Source organism: Alkalibacter mobilis (assembly GCF_015594845.1).
In the GTDB taxonomy this organism is placed as follows: Bacteria; Bacillota; Clostridia; order Eubacteriales; family Alkalibacteraceae; genus Alkalibacter; species Alkalibacter mobilis.
Genome location: NZ_JADNRK010000001.1, coordinates 82,075 through 100,087, shown reverse-complemented (window position 1 = coordinate 100,087; position 18,013 = coordinate 82,075). Strand labels below are relative to the sequence as shown.

Annotated in this window: 16 protein-coding genes and 1 riboswitch; of the genes, 14 read left to right on the top strand and 2 right to left on the bottom strand. The window is 41.1% G+C overall.

The window, feature by feature from the left end:
- Positions 1-21: 21 nt before the first annotated feature.
- The 8 genes from IWB18_RS00465 (at position 22) to IWB18_RS00430 (ending at position 7,494) form a co-directional block, all read left to right on the top strand.
- Positions 22-810, top strand: coding sequence for an SDR family NAD(P)-dependent oxidoreductase (locus IWB18_RS00465; RefSeq protein WP_207740698.1), 789 nt, complete (start codon positions 22-24; stop codon positions 808-810).
- Positions 811-828: 18 nt separating this feature from the next.
- Positions 829-1,764 (top strand): 3-hydroxyacyl-CoA dehydrogenase family protein, encoded by a 936-nt coding sequence (locus tag IWB18_RS00460; protein ID WP_195681615.1) that lies wholly within the window; start codon positions 829-831, stop codon positions 1,762-1,764.
- 12 nt (positions 1,765-1,776) lie between these two features.
- Positions 1,777-2,967: an acetyl-CoA C-acetyltransferase gene (locus IWB18_RS00455; protein ID WP_195681614.1), complete on the top strand. Its 1,191-nt coding sequence runs from the start codon at positions 1,777-1,779 to the stop codon at positions 2,965-2,967.
- Entirely contained in the window at positions 2,964-3,821 is an 858-nt protein-coding gene (locus IWB18_RS00450; RefSeq protein ID WP_195681613.1) for a BKACE family enzyme, read from the top strand. The genes IWB18_RS00455 and IWB18_RS00450 overlap by 4 nt, the downstream gene beginning before the upstream one ends.
- A 59-nt stretch (positions 3,822-3,880) precedes the next feature.
- Positions 3,881-4,816, top strand: a complete 936-nt coding sequence (locus IWB18_RS00445) for a cyclase family protein (RefSeq protein WP_195681612.1) — start codon at positions 3,881-3,883, stop codon at positions 4,814-4,816.
- Between the two features lie 58 nt (positions 4,817-4,874).
- Positions 4,875-5,046: riboswitch (cobalamin riboswitch) on the top strand.
- Between the two features lie 89 nt (positions 5,047-5,135).
- On the top strand, positions 5,136-6,158 hold the full coding sequence (locus IWB18_RS00440; protein ID WP_195681611.1) for an alcohol dehydrogenase catalytic domain-containing protein: 1,023 nt from the start codon (positions 5,136-5,138) through the stop codon (positions 6,156-6,158).
- A gap of 14 nt (positions 6,159-6,172) precedes the next feature.
- Positions 6,173-7,288 (top strand): anthranilate phosphoribosyltransferase, encoded by a 1,116-nt coding sequence (trpD, locus tag IWB18_RS00435; RefSeq protein ID WP_225877713.1) that lies wholly within the window; start codon positions 6,173-6,175, stop codon positions 7,286-7,288.
- A complete protein-coding gene (locus IWB18_RS00430; RefSeq protein ID WP_195681610.1) occupies positions 7,288-7,494 on the top strand; it encodes a hypothetical protein in 207 nt (68 codons plus the stop codon). Before trpD ends, IWB18_RS00430 begins: the two co-directional genes overlap by 1 nt.
- A 78-nt stretch (positions 7,495-7,572) precedes the next feature.
- Here IWB18_RS00430 and IWB18_RS00425 read toward each other — a convergent pair whose 3' ends face one another.
- Both IWB18_RS00425 and IWB18_RS00420 read right to left on the bottom strand, forming a co-directional pair.
- A complete protein-coding gene (locus IWB18_RS00425) occupies positions 7,573-10,425 on the bottom strand; it encodes an efflux RND transporter permease subunit (RefSeq protein ID WP_195681609.1) in 2,853 nt (950 codons plus the stop codon).
- A complete protein-coding gene (locus tag IWB18_RS00420; RefSeq protein ID WP_195681608.1) occupies positions 10,418-10,978 on the bottom strand; it encodes a TetR/AcrR family transcriptional regulator in 561 nt (186 codons plus the stop codon). The genes IWB18_RS00425 and IWB18_RS00420 overlap by 8 nt, the downstream gene beginning before the upstream one ends.
- Positions 10,979-11,131: 153 nt before the next feature.
- Between IWB18_RS00420 and IWB18_RS00415 the strand changes: the two genes are divergently transcribed.
- The 6 genes from IWB18_RS00415 (at position 11,132) to IWB18_RS00390 (ending at position 18,009) form a co-directional block, all read left to right on the top strand.
- Positions 11,132-11,602, top strand: coding sequence for an HD domain-containing protein (locus tag IWB18_RS00415; RefSeq protein ID WP_195681607.1), 471 nt, complete (start codon positions 11,132-11,134; stop codon positions 11,600-11,602).
- Positions 11,603-12,582: 980 nt separating this feature from the next.
- On the top strand, positions 12,583-13,341 hold the full coding sequence (locus tag IWB18_RS00410; RefSeq protein ID WP_195681606.1) for a DeoR/GlpR family DNA-binding transcription regulator: 759 nt from the start codon (positions 12,583-12,585) through the stop codon (positions 13,339-13,341).
- 13 nt (positions 13,342-13,354) lie between these two features.
- Complete coding sequence (gene pfkB, locus IWB18_RS00405; RefSeq protein ID WP_195681605.1) at positions 13,355-14,290, top strand: 1-phosphofructokinase; 936 nt, start codon at positions 13,355-13,357, stop codon at positions 14,288-14,290.
- A 3-nt stretch (positions 14,291-14,293) separates the two neighbouring features.
- Positions 14,294-14,737, top strand: coding sequence for a PTS sugar transporter subunit IIA (locus IWB18_RS00400; RefSeq protein WP_195681604.1), 444 nt, complete (start codon positions 14,294-14,296; stop codon positions 14,735-14,737).
- Between the two features lie 17 nt (positions 14,738-14,754).
- Positions 14,755-16,116 carry a PTS fructose transporter subunit IIC gene (locus tag IWB18_RS00395; RefSeq protein WP_195681603.1) on the top strand — a complete coding sequence of 454 codons (1,362 nt, stop codon included), beginning with the start codon at positions 14,755-14,757 and terminating at the stop codon, positions 16,114-16,116.
- A 159-nt stretch (positions 16,117-16,275) separates the two neighbouring features.
- The gene (locus IWB18_RS00390; protein ID WP_195681602.1) at positions 16,276-18,009 is read left to right on the top strand and encodes an ABC transporter ATP-binding protein; all 1,734 of its coding nucleotides are present in this window, start codon (positions 16,276-16,278) and stop codon (positions 18,007-18,009) included.
- Positions 18,010-18,013 lie beyond the last annotated feature (4 nt).

Genomic DNA, 18,013 nt, shown 5'->3' with positions numbered 1-18,013 from the left:
TAAAATCAGGAGGTAGATCTTATGGTCATGGTTAAACCTGAAATGGTCAACAACCAATTTGATATCAAGGGAAAAGTCGCAATTGTAACTGGTGCGACAGGTAATCTGGGGAAAGCGGTATCCTGGGGTTACGGATATGCCGGAGCGAAAGTGATGCTAACAGGCAGATCGGAGAACAAGCTTAAAGTAGAGTATGAAGAAATGAAGGCACAGGGAATAGATTGTTCCTACTTTGTTGGAGATCCAGCAGTGGAAGAAGATGTTAAAAAAGTCGTGGCAGCAACTGTAAAAGAATTTGGTGGCATCGACATCCTTTTGTGTTCCGCAGGAATGAACAAGCCGCAGCCGATTTTGGAGCAATCACAAGAAGACTGGCAGGCAATCATGGATGCCAATGTTCTTGGGACTTGGCTTTACTGCAAGTACGTTGGAGAAGTGATGAAGGATCAGGGAAAGGGCGGAAAGGTCATATTGGTTTCTTCAGCAAGGGGAAAACTAGGGATGAAGGGTTACACAGCTTACAGTCCCTCCAAAGCGGCAATAGACCTGATGGCCAAATCCTTGGCTTGCGAATGGGGAGAATATGGTATAAACGTAAATGCCATTGCCCCGACAGTGTTCAGATCTGAACTTACTCAGTGGATGTTCGAAGACGATACGGCAAAGACAAAATTCCTGACAAGACTGCCTATAGGCAGATTGGGAGAACCGGAGGATTATATAGGAGTTTCCACGTTTCTCGCTTCGTCAGCCAGTGACTTTATGACGGGAACTACAGTGTATGTTGATGGCGGATATTTAGCCGGTTAACGGAAAGGGGCAAAAGAGTTGAGCAGAAAAATCAATAACGTATCCATATTTGGATCAGGCCTTATGGGCAGCGGTATAGCCCAGATATTTGCAACAAAAGGGATAGAAGTAAGAATTTCATCCAGAAACCCTGAGAAATCAGATGCATTGGAGAACATAAGAAAAAATCTTGAGATCATGGCTGGAGAAGGTGCGTATCCGAAAGATCAAATAGATGTGGCATTATCCAGGATAACCGTGTCCAACGATTTGGATTATGTTACAAAAGACGCAGATTTGATAATTGAGAACATTCCTGAAAACATGGAGTTGAAGCAAAACTTGTTTGCCCAGTTGGATGAAGTGTGTCGTGAAGATACGATACTGGCTTCAAACACTTCTGTAATGAGTATTACAGAAATCGCATCCAAGGCAAAGAACAAGGACCGGATCGTGGGAACGCATTTTTGGAATCCGCCCTACCTGATTCCATTGGTCGAAATAGTCAGAACCGAGTTTACATCAGATGAGGTGGTTGATGACTTGTTCGACTTTATGAAATCCATGGGAAAGAAACCTGTAAAGGTCGCCAAGGATGTACCGGGATTCTTGGCCAACAGACTTCAGCACGCTCTGTGGAGGGAAGCCATATCAATAGTTGAAAACGGCATAGCCGATCCCGCAGCTGTAGATGAAGCCATTAAGTATAGCTTTGGCATGAGACTGCCCGTATTGTCACCCATGGAAAATTCAGACATGGTGGGAACTGATCTGACTCTTTCCATTCACGATTACATATTAAAGCATATAGAAAGTTCTACGGAACCGTCTCCTCTGCTCAGAAAAAAAGTTGAAGACGGAGATTTGGGATTTAAAACAGGCAAAGGATTCCAAGAGTGGACTGATGAAGACATCAAAGTTTCAAGAGAGAGACTTGTCAAATATTTGATAAAAGTGACTAAAGACATTCAATAAACGGAGGATACCATGAAAAAAGTAGTGATAGCAAGTGCTGTAAGGACACCAATCGGGAGTTTTGGAGGAAGTTTGTCCACGGTTTCTGCTTTGGATTTAGGGGTTGCTGCGGCACATGAAGCGATAAAGCGGGCTAAAGTCGATAAAGAACTCATCGACGAGGTTATAGTTGGAAATGTTTTGTCGGCAGGTTTGGGTCAAAACATCTCCAGGCAGATAGCCATACGTTCGGGATTGCCGGAAACTGTTTCGGCCATGACGATAAACAAGGTGTGCGGCTCAGGCCTGAGAGCTGTCAGCCTTGCGGCGCAAATGATCAGGGCTGGAGATGCACAAATAGTATTGGCTGGTGGAACGGAGAGCATGTCCCAGTCACCATACGTGATAAATTCCAACAGGTGGGGATCAAAAATGGGAGACAGCACTATGATCGACACGATGCTGAAAGACGGATTGACCGATGCCTTTACAGATATCCACATGGGGTTGACGGCCGAAAATATTGCTGAACAGTATGGGATCACAAGAGATGAGCAAGACGAATTTTCAGTCATCAGTCAAAACAGGGCTGAAAAGGCCATCAAGGAAGGCAGATTCAAAGACGAAATCATCCCGGTCAGAGTGCCGCAGAGAAAAGGGGAATTCAAGGTCGTTGACACAGATGAATTTCCAAGATTCGGGACGACTAAGGACTCTTTGGGAAAATTGAGACCGGCATTTAAAAAAGACGGTTCGGTCACTGCTGGAAATGCTTCCGGTATAAACGACGGGGCGGCCATGATGGTGGTAATGTCCGAAGACATGGCAAAAGAGCTGGGAGTAGAGATACTTGCAGAAGTAGTCTCTTATGGTTCCGGTGGTGTAGATCCGCAAGTAATGGGTTGCGGACCCATACCAGCCACTCTGAAAACATTGAAAAAAGCTGGGATCAATGTAGAGGAACTGGACTTGATCGAAGCAAATGAAGCTTTTGCAGCGCAGGCATTGGCTGTAGCCAGGGAACTGAATTTTGACATGGACAAGGTCAATGTCAATGGCGGTGCCATAGCACTTGGCCACCCCATAGGTGCATCAGGAGCCAGAATATTTGTTACATTATTGCATGAAATGAAAAAGAGAGATGCAAAAACCGGACTTGCCACACTTTGTATCGGTGGAGGAATGGGAACCAGCATAATAGTAAAAAGAGGAGGTCAATCATGAGCAATTTATCAAATAAAGTAATATTGACGGTAGCAACTACGGGGGCGTGGCCGCAAAAAAGTGACACACCCAATATTCCATTACAACCGGAAGAAATAGCTGAAGATATTTTGGATTGTTACAATGCAGGGGCATCTGTAGCCCACATCCACGTCAGAAACGACGAAAACAAGGCATCCATGAGCTTCGAAAAGTTTGAACAAACCGTGAAATTAGTAAGAGAGAAGTGCGATATTGTAATAAACCTTACTACATCAGGTGGGATCGGCTTGTCCGATGAAGTCAGAATCAAACCTTTTTATGAACTCAAACCAGAGATTGCATCTTTCGATTGCGGGTCAATGAACTGGCAACACAATACGGTGTTTGAAAATAGTCCCAGCTTTTTAGAAAAATTGGGAAATGCCATGCAAGAGGTGGATGTCAAGCCTGAAATCGAAATATTCGATGCAGGAATGGTATACAATGCTTTATATTATTTGAAAAAAGGTGTTTTACAAGCCCCGCTTCATTTTCAGTTTGTTCTTGGGGTGCCGGGAGGGATGGCTGCTACAGTTGAAAACCTGGTTTACCTGAAAAGCCTTATACCACAAGATTGTACATGGGGAGCATTGGGAATAGGTAAAATGCACCTGCCTGTAATGTATGCAACAATGGCATTGGGAGGACATTTAAGAGTAGGCATGGAGGACAACATATTCTATGCACCAAAAGTTCTTGCAGAATCTAACAGACAATTTGTTGAGAGGACAAATCGGATAGTTGCTGAAATGGGTAAAGAAATTGCCACTCCACAGGAAACAAGAGAGATTCTGGGTCTTGAGAATTGGAACGTGAGCGGACACACAAAATAATTTTTTAAAATATTGTTGGTTTAAATACAAAAAAATTAATCAAAACGGAGGAATAAAAAATGGGTAAAAAAGTATTGGTAGATTTAAGTCATCCTTTTCATGCGGATATTCCTGTATGGCCTTATTTTGCAAAGCCAAAAATCGACACTATGCACAACCTGGCAAAAAGTGGAGTTTTGACTCAGAAAATCGATGTAGTAATGCATTGCGGAACACACGCTGATGCACCACGTCACGTAATGGAGAGAGAATTCGACGGAAAACGCGCAAGATACACCCACGAACTGCCCCTGGATGCATACTACGGAGATGCGGTTTGTCTCGACATCAAGGTCGATGACTGGGGATTGATCACCGGAGCACACCTGGACGATGCGCTGGCCAGAGCCGGTGTAACGCATGAAGAAGTGGAAGGCATGGTTCTTGTATTGAGAACGGGGATGCACCTGAAGTTTGATGATACAAAGGATTATTACCACTATTCATGCGGATGCGGAAGAGAGGCAGGACAATGGTTTGAAAAGTATAAACCTAAATGTGTGGCTATGGATCAACAGGCATTGGATCATCCGCTTCATACAACTATGGGACAAAACGGTCCACCTGCCATGAATCTTATTGGAAACTCGGGAAAACCCATATCGGAAGAGTACATTGAAAAATTTGGCAAGGAAGCCTACGCAGAATTTCACAAAGATACATTCATAGAAGTGCACGGTATGGAAAAATACATGGAAGCATACGGAAAACTTGAAAATGCAGGTCTTCAAGGCACTTGGGAACCTTGCCATAAATATTTGATGGGCAACGGTATCGTAGGTGTTGAAAATGTAGGTGGAGATTTGGATAAAGTAGTAGGCAAGAGATTTAAATTTATGGCATTTCCAATCAGATGGTGGTTGGGTGACGGTGCCATGGTCAGATGCGTTGCAGAAATCGATGAAGATGATTTGAATGATGTTCCTGATAGAGAATATACCTATGGTGGATTTTAATAATTTTAAATTCTGTGATTTTTCTATATTGACAGCTTCAAAATTATGTCATACAATTAAAAAAATAAAAATTTCAGGTGCTCAATATGAGAGAATAGGGAATCGGGTGAAAGTCCCGAACGGGCCCGCCACTGTAAAAGGTATGGAAACATTATAAACCACTCGTCATGGGGAAGGAAATGTTTGGTCAAGCCTTGAGTCAGGAGACCTGCCTGAAATAGAATTAGCTTCTACGAGTCATGGAAGTTGTTCGTGAGGATGTTGGAAAGTCCGCACTTTTTAAGTGCGGGCTTATTTTTGTTCAGAAAGGTAGGGTCATGTGAAGAAACTGGTTTTGGAAGATCTTGAAAAACTTGTGGTTGTAAATTGTGAAAAACCGAAGCAAAAAAATGATGTGATCATAAAAGTTTCGTACTGCGGGGTTTGCGGAGCAGACATGAAAAGTTATAGAAAAGGTCATAGAGATCTTTTTTATCCTAGAGTGCTGGGCCATGAAATAACAGGTGAAATAGAATATGTCCCTGCAGAATTGAAAGAGGACTTCAAAGTTGGAGACAGAGTTCAAATTTTTCCGGGCAATTATTGCAATAACTGCAGATATTGCGATGTAGGAAAAGAAAATTTATGTGACAGTATGGAGATCCTTGGATTTCATAAGGATGGGGGGATGCAGGAATTCATTGAAATCAAGGGAGCTTCGGCAAAAAAAGTGCTGAACAAGATCCCAGACGGTTTGTCGCCTGATATTGCAACATTTGCCGAGCCGGTAGCTTGCGCAATAAACATTCAAGAAAAGGTCAGCATTAAAGGAGCGGAAAACATTCTGATTTTAGGAGCTGGAAGGCTGGGGATGATCAATTATTTTTTGGCTGAAAAATCCAGCCATGGCAGTGTAGTGATAGCAGATGTTTACTCACCAAGACTAAGTACGGCCATATACAAAAAAACCTTGGATCTAAGTCAGGATGATGCAGACTCGATTTTAAATGAAATCACCTGCGGAAAAGGGCCGGATGTTGTTTTGATATGTAATTCTTCACCACAATCCCTGGTGGATGCAATAAGGTTATGCTCTAAAGGTGGAAAGATAGGCTACTTCAGCGGTCTTCATAAAGATGAAATAGATACAAAAATCCTGAATGAATTACACTACAAGGAAATTCAATTGTTTGGCTCTTACGGTTGTACATTTAAAGGCAATAGTGTTGCATTGGAACTTTTAGATTCTGGAATGATACCCTTTGAAAAGTTGATGGCAGAAACATACTCACTGAACGACGTTGAAAAGGCCATATTCGCACTGGAAGAAAAAAGTGTGATGTCGGCTATTATAAAATTATAAGGAGAGTGCTTGATATGCAAGAAAAAATAATGGACATGAGAGAGTTTGGAGCGTTAATATCCAAGTTGGTGAGAAAAGAGGATCTTGACAATACGGAATCCGAAAGGGCGTTTATGTCACTACTTCAAAATGAGCAAACGGACATGCAGCAAGGAGCATTTTTGTCAGCCCTTACTTCAAAGGGTGAAACAATCGAAGAAATGGCTGCATGTTGGAAGGCGATATATCAGGTGGATACTATAAAACCAAAGGAATTGGATTCCATAGACTTGGTCGATAATTCAGGTACGGGCATGGACACATTTAAAACCTTCAATATAAGTACGGCATCTTCGATCATAGCCTCTGCAGGCGGAGTTAAAATGGGAAAGCATGGTTCAAGAGCCCTAAGTTCTGTTTGTGGAACCATAGATGTATTGGAAGAATTGGGGATCGATGTTGAGGAAAGCCCCGAACTTGCTGTTGCAAGCATTAAAAATGCGGGCATAGGTATCTTCAACGGCATGAGCCCCTTGGTTCATCCAAAGGCTTTGGGAAGAATCCTTTCCCAAATTGCTTTTGGAACTACTCTTAACATATCGGCGTCCTTGGCCAATCCAGCTCTACCCAAATATGCCGTAAGGGGTGTTTACAAGGAAGAAATGCTGGAACCTGTTGCAAAATTGATGAAAGAAATTGGATACAAGAAAGCTATGATAGTTTATGGGCAGGTCGAAGGATCTACTTTAGGGATGGACGAAGCATCCACATTGGGCAAAACGATCATATGTGAACTCAAAGAGGATGGGACTTTAGAAAAATATGAAATAACTCTGAAAGAACTTGGGATCGAAAATGGTAATCCTGAAGAGTTGAAACCAAAGGGCGATAGAAGAAAAGAGGCCATAAGATTGATAAAAATTTTGAATGGTACAGACCGGGGATGTTCAAGGGATATCGTGAGCCTGAACAGCGCACTGATCTTCAAATTGACTGGAGTCGTTAATACAATTCCAGAAGGTTATGAATTGTCCAACAGACTCATAGATGAAGGCAAAGCCTATGAAAAGCTGAAAGAATGGACGACTAATCAAAGTTTAAACGGCAGAGGTATGGAGATTTTAACAAATTTGGAAGGGCAGGCAATTTAATGGAATTATTCGTAGCAAAATCGGAAGAGGGATATTTGAGATTTAGAGGCGGGGGTACTTATGAATTGGTATCTGTTGCAATGACATCGGTTTATGCGAGTAGAGAGGAATGCCTTTTAAAAATCGAGTCGATCGATCCTATAAACACACCCAAAGATCTAAGAATGGCGAAACTGGATATTTCTGAGACTGATTGGATCGACTGATCATTGCAGTAAAAAGAAAGGACCTTGGCTTAAGCCAAGGTCCTCTGTCATTAAAGATGATTTTGAAAGATATTCGACTTACACCGTCTCGTTGATGGTTTTTAAAAGTTCTCTTTTTTCTTTCTTGCTAAAGAGAAATCTGTCAAATATGTATATTATCGACGGTAAAACCAGAAAAGTACTGATCAAGGCAAGAGATATATTTATAACCGTCATCAATCCAAAATCCTTCAATATGACGAATTCTGAAAAAATCAAGACCGAAAATCCACCTATTGTAGTCAGGCCGGAAGCCAGTACGGCCTTGCCAATCATTTTTATGGATGTGATCATAGCTTCCGTCTTGTTTTCACCGTTTCTTCTTTCCTCCAAATAACGCTCCATGACCATTACGGTCATTTCCGTGCCCATCCCCAGGATCAACGCTCCGAGGGTGGCAGTTATGGGAGTGTAGCTCAAACCTAAAACGTGCATGGAACCTGCTGACATTCCGATTATCAGTACTACCGGTAGAAGCGGAATCAGTGCCTTGAAGAAGTTTCTATATATTAGCAACAAGGCTGCAAAAACCAATCCCAAGCCTATGAGGGTCATCTCGACCCTGCCGGAAGTAAGGCCCTTAACCATCTCCACGTCCAATACGCTTTTACCTGTAATGTCCACATCCATGGGCGAATCAGAGATTTCAGATTTTAAGTCGAAAATAAAACTTTGAAGTTTTTCAGTAGGAAGGTATTTTATCTCAAGGATCACTATGCCCTGAGTAAGATCTTCGTTTATGAACATCTTTTTTTGTTGATCTGGAAGATCCAGGACCTTTTCTCTAATGCCGGTTTCTACTCCGGTGTCATTAGCGAAATCCATATTTTGAACAGGTGTCAATATTGAGTTCACGTTCACGACTACTTCTGGATAGTCATTTAAAAGTTGATCGCTTTTCGACTCGATCCAGCTTATGTTTTCCTCAGAAAGTATGTCGTTATCGTTCAAATAAAGTATGATCTGCTCTGTAGAACCAACAGTGTCTCTTATGTAACGTATGTCTGAAAGCGCATCCATGTCCTGCGGCATGAAGTTTTCTATGTTGCTCTCCACTCCTATTTTGCTGTCGTATGAAAATCCTATGGAGGAAACAATTATTGCGACAACAAATATAATCGCAGAAAATTTGATTACAATTCTAGTTGACGCTGCAAATATTCTGTCTAAAAGTGGAGAATTAAGATCGGGGTCATTTTTAACTTTCACTTCCGTTACATCGCTGAAGTCGTCTCTTAATTTCAGGATGCTCATAAGTATGAATATGCTGCCAATAAAACTGATCACTACTCCAATTGTGAGCATCTTGCCGAAATCCTGAATCATAGGCACCGGTGAAGCATAAAGCGAGATGAAACCCAGGAAAGTGGCCAGAACTGCCACTGCCACAGCTTTCCCTATATGAGTGATAGTTGTTTTGACAGACTTGTCTTCTTCATACCTGTTATGAAACTGTATGGAATAGTCTATTCCAAGCCCTATGAGGATCGGGAACACTGCCATAGACACCATTGTTATGGGAACGTTGATCCAACCCATCAGTCCCAAAGTCGCCACGACCGATATCATTATGATTCCAAGACTTAGGATCCTCCACTTGACCTTGAATATTAGGGTAAGGATCACAAGCATGATAACAACGGCAGCCATGACCATCATTTGCATGTTCTTTTGCATTTCTGATCTTAACGATGAATCCAAAACCGGTTTTCCTGATATGGTGTAATCGATGGTTTCGAATCCTTCGGATTCCATATGCTGTTTCAAGTCGGAAACGATCACATCCTTTTGGCTGTCTGCAACGTTTCCATTGAGTTTCGCGACCATGAGAACATGTGAATCATCGACTACAACTTGTGAAAATACGGATCTTATAGTTTGGCCGTCATAAAACATCTCGTCGATTTCGCTTTGCAGCGCTGGTATATCTGCGATCATCATTTGGCTTTTTGTGTGGAAAGTATCCATGGCTTCGGAAATGTCCGTCAGATTTGCACCTATTTCAATGAATCCGTCAGCCATTTCATCAATTTCTTTAGGATCCATGCCATTTGGCATCTCAGCCTTCATGCTTTCAGTTTCTTTTGCCAAATTAGTTTTGATGTTTTCCAAAGCCCCTGCGCTTTGTAGAGCTCCTTCACTTAAGCCGGACGATTTAGTGCCCATGGTCTCAATACCCTGTGCACTTTGTGCTATATTCCGGGCGATTGCGTTTAGCTTCATTTGAAGCTCTGGATTTTGTGCAGCAGACTGACCTAGTATTTCAAGCTGAGCAGAAGCTTCGTTCAATCCCCCGGAAGCCTTCAACAAGCCGTCCTTCAATTGCAATGCCCCTGAAGATAATTGGGTCTGACCATCGATAAGTTTGTCGAAGGCAGTCGTAACACCCGACAAGGAATTTAACTTTTCTTCGATTTCTGAAGGATCCATAAGATCCTTGTTTTTTAACTCCGTACCTACTTCAGTCAACTTATTGCCAATTTCTCCCAGACCGTCGCTGATTTCCAATACGGCATCCTTGATATTTTCACTTTGCATGGTCGAAATCTGATTTATCATCCCAGCCGGGGACATTACCGAGTATATATTCTCGTTTTGGCCCAATTTTTGCTCAATATTCCACATTTTGCGAATATTTTCCGATGAAAGAAGTGTATCCAAATTTTCTCCTTCGAACAGTATAAGAATGGAATCGGAACCAAATTCATCTTCCATTTCCTTGTTGTTAATAAATACCGGATTATCGCTTTGTACAAGAGTTTCATTACCAGTAGACAGGCCGATGCTTCTTACGCCGGATATTAAAATTGCAAATGCCAGCAATGAGATGAGCAAGACTTTTATTGGCCTTCTCTCGATCAAAGCTCCAAGTTTTGAGAATAGATTATGCATTTTGTACCTCCTTGACTGCATGAGTAATTATCATTTCAGCAAGATCCGCTGAATATTGTTGGATTTTTTCTTCGTCCGCTTGAGGCAGATATAAATATGAAAGGATGGATCCCATCACCAATCTTAAAACAAATTCTCTTTTTGCTTTTGGAATACCGATTTTTTCGAAAACTGCCATAAATCTTTTTGACATTATCTGCATCAAACTCTCTTCTCTGAAATCAGAAATGAACTCCGATTCAGACAGTATCAATTTAACGAGCTCATAATTTTTTGAGATAGTTTTGATCCTTTCCTGAAGGATCGATTTTAGTGATCCTTTAGGGTCTGTTTCAGTGGGAAAGTCCAATGTCTCTTCGAGTGTGTTAACAAACACCGGCTCAATGCACTTCATGAAAATTTCTTGTTTGGATGAAAAATTTCTAAATAGTGTCACTTCCGAAATTTCAGATTTTTTAGCAATGGCTGCGGTAGTCGTGCCCTTGTAACCGTATTTGGCGAAAAGAGTCATTGCACAATCAAGTATTTGTTTTTTTCGTTCAGCTTTTTTCATCTTGACCTCCAATATAGTAAGTACTTACTTACATTATAGCAAATCGTTATTCTTGTCAAGACTTCAATTTGATTCAGACTGGAAATTTTAGAGCAATAATGTTTTGAGGTGATATTTTTGATATAATGGGATAATAATAGGGAGGTTGATATCGTGAATAGAATTATGAAAGTTGGAAGTGCGTTGATTGAGAAGATAGACTCTTATAAAACTGACGGTTTGGATAGAGAATACCCCTTGGATTTCGAAAAGATCCACATGGCAAGCAGCGGGACTTTAGGGCGTATTCTTGCATTGAAAAGAGGTGTGGAGCCTGAAATGGCTATCATATCCTGCATATTGCATGACTATGGAAGGATAGTTACAGGATATCAAAAGGATCACGCAAGAAATGCATATGAGCCTGTAAAAGAATTTTTGAAGGAGCTGGGTGAGTTTTCAAAAGAAGAAATAGAAATTGTGGCAACTGCAGCTAAAAACCATAGCAGCAAAGATGTCGTGGGAACCCCCATAGAAGAAATCGTCAAGGATGCAGATGTGTTTGATTGTTGGCAGTACGATGTACCTATGACCAGACCGGAACAGAAGGTAAGATTGGAAAGAGTGTTAAAGGAACTGGTCTAAAAAGCATAAAAATTTCAAAATGAATGTTTAGAAGAATTGTTGACGGGTATCATAAAAGCAACAAAGAGATGGAGCAAGGAAAATCTTTAGATTTATTCCATTTATCGAATCAGTCGGAGATGAATCTTGTTGAACTGCAGAATCGGATTTTGCAAGCAATAAAGTGAAACTCAAAAAGATGACTGAAAGATATGGAGTGGTCGAAGAGATCCAAACAAAATCAGCTTTGTTAAATACATTAGCCATAGGAAGGAAATTTACATGACTAATGAATCAGAATCTTAAAGGACGGCAATTGAAATAAAGATGCTGTCCTTTAAGATTTTTTTGTTGGAAAAACATCGAGAAGAAATCCAAAAAAAAAACGAAATATTTTTAGGTTTGGATGTTTAATGAAAAAGGTACCGGGTATATAAGAAACAACAAAGAAAGATTGGAAAACATAATCCCTAAAGCTTCAAATTAAAATCTACATGGATGTAAAAGTAACAAATTTTGTGTTGAAAGTAAGTTTAGAAGTTAGAGATTTAAAGTTGGTAAAGCAGCCGTTTAGAATTAACTGATTTAAGTACAGTAAGGTAGTAAAAGAATTAAAACTGTAACAAAGAAGAAGATTCAAAGTTTTTCGACTGGTTCCAAAAGAGATTCAAATAGGGATGATTGGCGACCGATCCGATTTGTTGAAAAAACATTAGCCATAGAAAGGAAGTTTACATGACTAATGAATCAGTATCTTAGAGGATAGAGATCGATAAAAGTAACTGATCCTATCCTCTAAGACTTTTTTGTGTCCCAAATGCCAATCTTGACAATAATTTTTGAATGCGGCCAATGGCCGCTTTTTACATGCTCATTTATGACTGATAATTCTAAAATAATTTTATGTAAACGTATTGACAAATACAAAAACCCGTAATACAATCATAAATAAGCAAAAACGATTACAAACAATAATAAACAATCACGCGAAGGGTGATAAGATGTTTATCGAAGAAAGATATCAAAAGATTGTGGAATTACTAAAAGAAAAAAACAGTGTGAGAGTTTCTGACCTGACAGAAATTTTTGACGTAAGTGAATCGACTATCAGAAGAGATCTGCAGGACATGGAAGAAAAAAACATGTTGAAAAGGACACATGGTGGAGCAGTATCCTTGAGCAGCAGAAATTTTGAACCTTCTTTCAAAGAGAAAGAAACCAGCAGGCATTCAGATAAAGTCAGAATAGCAAAAGTTGCCGCAAAGCTTGTAGGTGATGGAGACAGCATAATCATAGATTCCGGTACGACCACTCTGGAGTTGGCAAAGGCACTAAATGCAAAAAATATTACTGTAATAACCAACTCTATAGATATAGCAACGATTTTGTGGGAAAAAGAGGATATGGAAATAATATTGACCGGAGGAACTTTAAGAAAAAATACCAGAAGCATGGTAGGACAGCTCAGTGAAAATTCATTAAGAAACTTCAAAGTAGACAAGGTCTTTCTTGGTACAAACGGTATAACCCTCAAAGACGGACTCACAACCCCAAACTTGACGGAGGCTATAACAAAGAGGACTATGATGGAATCGGGAGACAAGGTTTATGTTTTGAGTGATCCTTCAAAATTCGGTGTCGTGAATTTTGCTGTCATAGAAAATCTCAAGCAAATAGATGCAATAATAACTACCGACGAGGTTGAAAAGCAAATACTTGATGAATTTCAAAATTTTGGGGTAAGAATAATAACGAGTTGAAAGGGGTGATCGTGTGGTAATAACTGTTACGTTGAATCCAGCCTTGGACAAGACTCTGCTAGTGGAGAATTTTAACGTCGGAGAGGTCAACAGGGTAAAAGCCATTAGGTGCGATATCGGAGGAAAGGGCATAAACGTCTCAAAAGTATTGAGAGAATTTGATGTTAAAAGCCTGGCGATGGGGTTTTTAGGAGATAATCTGGAAAAGGCATTTAAAGATGAGTTGAGAAAAAGGGACATACAGGAAAAATTTGTTTCGATAAGCTCCGATACCAGAACCAATATCAAACTTGTAGACACGACGAAAAACACATTTACCGATATAAATGAACCCGGAGGAGAAATTAAATCGGAAGAGTTGGAAAAATTCAAGGAAATTTTCTTGGAAAATCTGGCACCAGATGACGTTGTAGTTCTGTCAGGAGGCGTCAGCGAAGGGGTCCCGAAGACGATATACAAAGATTTGACTGAAGTTGCAAAAAATGCCGGAGCGTCAGTTGTAGTAGACGCAGAGGGCGACTTGTTTAAAGAAGCGATAAAAGCAAAGCCTGACTTAGTCAAGCCAAACAATTTTGAGCTTGAGAAGCTCATGGGTGAAACCCTTGATACGGAGGAAAAATTGATCGATGCTGCCAGCAAGCTGGTGGCTGAAGGGGTAGGAAAGGTCTTGGTCTCCCTGGGCAAGGACGGAAGCATTTACGTTACAAAGGAAAAGGTGTACAGGGCGTACGGTCTAGAGGTGCCTGTAAAAAGTACTGTAGGTGCCGGGGATTCAATGGTTGCAGCCATGGTTTACAGCAGTTTGAATGGATTTGACGATCTTAAGACCTTGGCTATGGCTCAAAGTGCAGGTGCCGCGTCAGTTATGTTGGAAGGCACAAAAGCATGTAATTTGAAGCAAGCAGAAGATTTGCTGGAAGAGGCACTTTTAAAAATAAAGGAGGTTTGAATAATGGATATGACAAAGTTGCTTACCGACAAAAGAGTTAGTTTTGATCTGAAAAGTACTACAAAGAATGACGTGATCTCTGAGTTGACAGGGATTCTCACAAATGACGGTGTAATATCGGACGAAGGGGAATTCATCGGTGCTGTTCTAAAAAGGGAAGAAGAGTTTTCTACTGGAATAGGCATGGGTGTGGCCATACCCCATGGAAAGAACAAAGCTGTAAAGGAACCGGCAATAGCATTTGGCAGGAGCTCTGCGGGAATAGATTTTGAAAGCATGGATGAATTACCTGCTCATCTTTTCTTTATTATAGCCGTTCCGGAAAAATCTGACGATGTGCATCTCAAGGTATTGGCTGAAATATCCCGAAAACTTATGCATCAGGATGTAAGGGACAAATTGATGAATGTTTCAACTTATGAAGAACTCATAGAAGTTTTTAAATAAGAAAGGGGAATTATAATATGAAAATTTTAGCTGTAACTTCTTGCCCCACAGGCATAGCTCACACCTATATGGCTGCTGAAGCTCTGCAACTTGCGGCAAAAGAAATGAACATCGACATTAAGGTCGAGACACAGGGATCTGTAGGAGCAGAAAATGTTTTGACGGATGAAGATATTAATTCGGCGCATGCTGTCGTTTTGGCAGTAGACACAAATGTGGATAAAGCCAGATTTCAAGGGATCCCAATGATTGAGGCGTCGGTCAAGGATGCCATCAAGGATGCAAAAGGTTTGTTGCAAAGAGCCGTCGATGCTAAACCGGTTGCAAAGGAAAATGTTGAACAAAAGGTTGAAAAATCTGAAGCTCCAAAAGGAAAGCAGGGCGTTTACAAGCATCTTATGACCGGCGTATCCTTTATGATTCCATTTGTTGTAGCCGGAGGAATTTTAATAGCACTTTCATTTGCATTCGGCATTACCGCTTTTCAAACAGAGGGAACTCTGGCTTGGGCGTTGATGCAGATAGGCGGAGGAACTGGCGCATTCGGTCTTATGGTTCCGATCCTTGCAGGTTATATAGCATTCTCCATTGCCGATAGACCGGGACTTGTACCAGGTATGGTAGGGGGACTTATTTCTGCCAATATTGGTGCAGGATTCTTGGGTGGTATACTTGCTGGTTTCCTTGCAGGTTATACGGTGGTACTTCTTAAAAAGACTATCAAGCTTCCTAAATCCATGGAAGGCTTGATGCCGGTTCTGGTATTGCCGGTCTTGTCTACACTGATAATGGGATTAATTATGATATTTGTTCTGGGCGGTCCTGTAAAGGCAGTCAATGACGCTATGTTGGCTTGGTTGGAAGGTCTTCAGGGAACAAATGCAGTACTTTTGGGAGCAATAATAGGATTGATGATGGCATTTGACATGGGTGGTCCTGTGAACAAGGCTGCATACACATTTGGAGCTGCAACAATATCTGCAGGACAACCTTCAATGGTAATGGCGGCAGTAATGGCAGCCGGAATGGTCCCACCGTTGGCCATAGCATTGTCTACAGTTCTTGCAAAGAACAAGTATACTGTGGATGAGAGAGAAGCAGGAAAAGCGGCCTGGGCTCTGGGAGCATCATTTATAACAGAAGGAGCCATACCATTTGCGGCGGCTGATCCCATAAGGGTAATCCCTTCAATAATGATAGGTTCGGCGATCACAGGGGCTTTATCGATGTTCTTTAAAGCTACACTGGCAGTGCCTCACGGTGGAGTGTTCGTATTGCCTATACCAAATGCAGTTGGAAATCTACCAATGTACCTTGTTTCCATCATAGTAGGAACTGTCATTGGAGGAGTCCTGCTGGCAACTTTGAAAAAAAGATAAGATTGTAATTCAAGACAGTCGGAGTAAATTCCGGCTGTTTTTTATTTGTATTGCTAAGCGGGATATATTATTTTTAATGGTGTATAAATCAGGGAGAAGTATTGTATAATAGAATATAAGTTTTCAACAATATTCAACATACTGAAATGAGGTGGCAGCTTGTTACAAAAATTTCTTCCCTACTTAAGCAAATATAGAGCGGCGGTGATTTTGGGCATACTATGCTCTGCACTGGAGGCAATGTTCGAACTTATAATACCCTTGGTCATGTCATACATCGTGGATGTAGGCATAGTAAACAGGGATATCGGTTATACTATTAAAATGGGACTTTTAATGGTGGCCATGGCAATGATCGCATTGGCTTTCGGAATAGGATCAGCCAGATTCTCCGCAGTTGCGGGACAGGGCTTTGGAGCGGAACTGAGAAAAGGAGAGTTTGAAAAAATTCAGAGATATTCGTTTAAGAATATCGAAAGTTTCTCGACTGCATCGCTTATAACCAGACTCACGGGTGACGTCAATACCATGCAAATGTCTGTGACCATGGGCATGAAGATGCTGGTTCGGGCACCTGTAATGCTGATTACAGCTCTTGTCATAGCAATTTCGATAAATGCCCGGTTGGCCATGGTTTTTGCGGTAGGCATACCAGTGTTGGTAATATCATTGTATTTGATCATCAAAAGGGTAAAGATCTACTTTACAGAGTTGCAGGAACGAACTGACGGAGTAAACGTCGTGGTTCAGGAAAATCTGGTAGGGATCAGGATAGTAAAGTCTTTTGTAAGAGAAAGATTCGAGAAGTCAAAATTTAACAAAAAAAATGAAGAGTTTAAGGATACCGCCGAAAAGGCATTTGGACTTATCGTACTAAATATGCCCATAATGCAGTTGGTAATGTTTTCTACTATAATAGCCATCATGTGGTTCGGCGGAAACATGGTCTACACAGGCGATCTGCAGGTTGGGAAACTGACAAGTTTCATAACCTACGTGCAGCAGATACTAATGTCTTTGATGATGTTGTCCATGATATTCATGATGCTCACCAGATCCGTTGCATCTGCGAGAAGGGTAATGGAGGTCTTGGAAGAGATGCCGGATGTCAGTGACAACACCGAAGAAGATGTGGAAATTATTGACGGCAGTGTAGTTTTTGAAGATGTTTATTTTAAATACGACGTACACGGAAACGAATATAATCTGGAGGGAATAAATCTTAAAATCGAGTCAGGAATGACTGTAGGTATCATTGGCGGAACAGGTTCTGCCAAAACTACCCTGGTTCAACTTATACCGAGATTATACGATGTTGACAAGGGACGCGTATTAGTTGGTGGCAGGGATGTCAGGGATTATAAGATCAAAACTCTCAGGAATTCTGTGGCAATGGTTTTGCAAAAAAACACATTATTCAGTGGAACAATTGAAGAGAATCTCAGATGGGGAAATGAAAATGCCACCATGGAACAAATAAAATCTGCAGCCAAAGCAGCATGTGCCGAAGAATTTATCAACAAGTTCGAAGAGGGATATGAAACTGTTCTGGAGCAGGGCGGTGTTAATCTGTCCGGAGGTCAAAAGCAAAGGCTGTCGATAGCCAGAGCAATGCTTAAGGAGCCTAAAATACTTATTTTGGACGATTCCACGAGCGCAGTGGATACGGCCACCGACACAAAGATCCGAAAATCATTCAAGAACGAGCTTAGGGAAACAACAAAAATAATTATAGCCCAACGAATAGCTTCAGTCATGGATGCAGATTTGATCGTGGTGATGGATAACGGAAAGATTTCTGCTGCAGGTAATCACAAAGAATTGATGAAATCCAGCGACATATACAAGGATGTTTATACGTCTCAGCAGGAGGGGGTGGATCTTAATGTCTGACAAA

Coding starts and splice junctions, on each gene's coding strand:
- IWB18_RS00395 (WP_195681603.1), top strand. CDS start 14,755: ATGAAAATTTTAGCTGTAACTTCTTGCCCCACAGGCATAGCTCACACC.
- IWB18_RS00465 (WP_207740698.1), top strand. CDS start 22: ATGGTCATGGTTAAACCTGAAATGGTCAACAACCAATTTGATATCAAG.
- IWB18_RS00450 (WP_195681613.1), top strand. CDS start 2,964: ATGAGCAATTTATCAAATAAAGTAATATTGACGGTAGCAACTACGGGG.
- IWB18_RS00430 (WP_195681610.1), top strand. CDS start 7,288: ATGGAATTATTCGTAGCAAAATCGGAAGAGGGATATTTGAGATTTAGA.
- IWB18_RS00445 (WP_195681612.1), top strand. CDS start 3,881: ATGGGTAAAAAAGTATTGGTAGATTTAAGTCATCCTTTTCATGCGGAT.
- trpD (WP_225877713.1), top strand. CDS start 6,173: ATGCAAGAAAAAATAATGGACATGAGAGAGTTTGGAGCGTTAATATCC.
- IWB18_RS00410 (WP_195681606.1), top strand. CDS start 12,583: ATGTTTATCGAAGAAAGATATCAAAAGATTGTGGAATTACTAAAAGAA.
- IWB18_RS00455 (WP_195681614.1), top strand. CDS start 1,777: ATGAAAAAAGTAGTGATAGCAAGTGCTGTAAGGACACCAATCGGGAGT.
- IWB18_RS00425 (WP_195681609.1), bottom strand. CDS start 10,425: ATGCATAATCTATTCTCAAAACTTGGAGCTTTGATCGAGAGAAGGCCA.
- IWB18_RS00400 (WP_195681604.1), top strand. CDS start 14,294: ATGGATATGACAAAGTTGCTTACCGACAAAAGAGTTAGTTTTGATCTG.
- IWB18_RS00420 (WP_195681608.1), bottom strand. CDS start 10,978: ATGAAAAAAGCTGAACGAAAAAAACAAATACTTGATTGTGCAATGACT.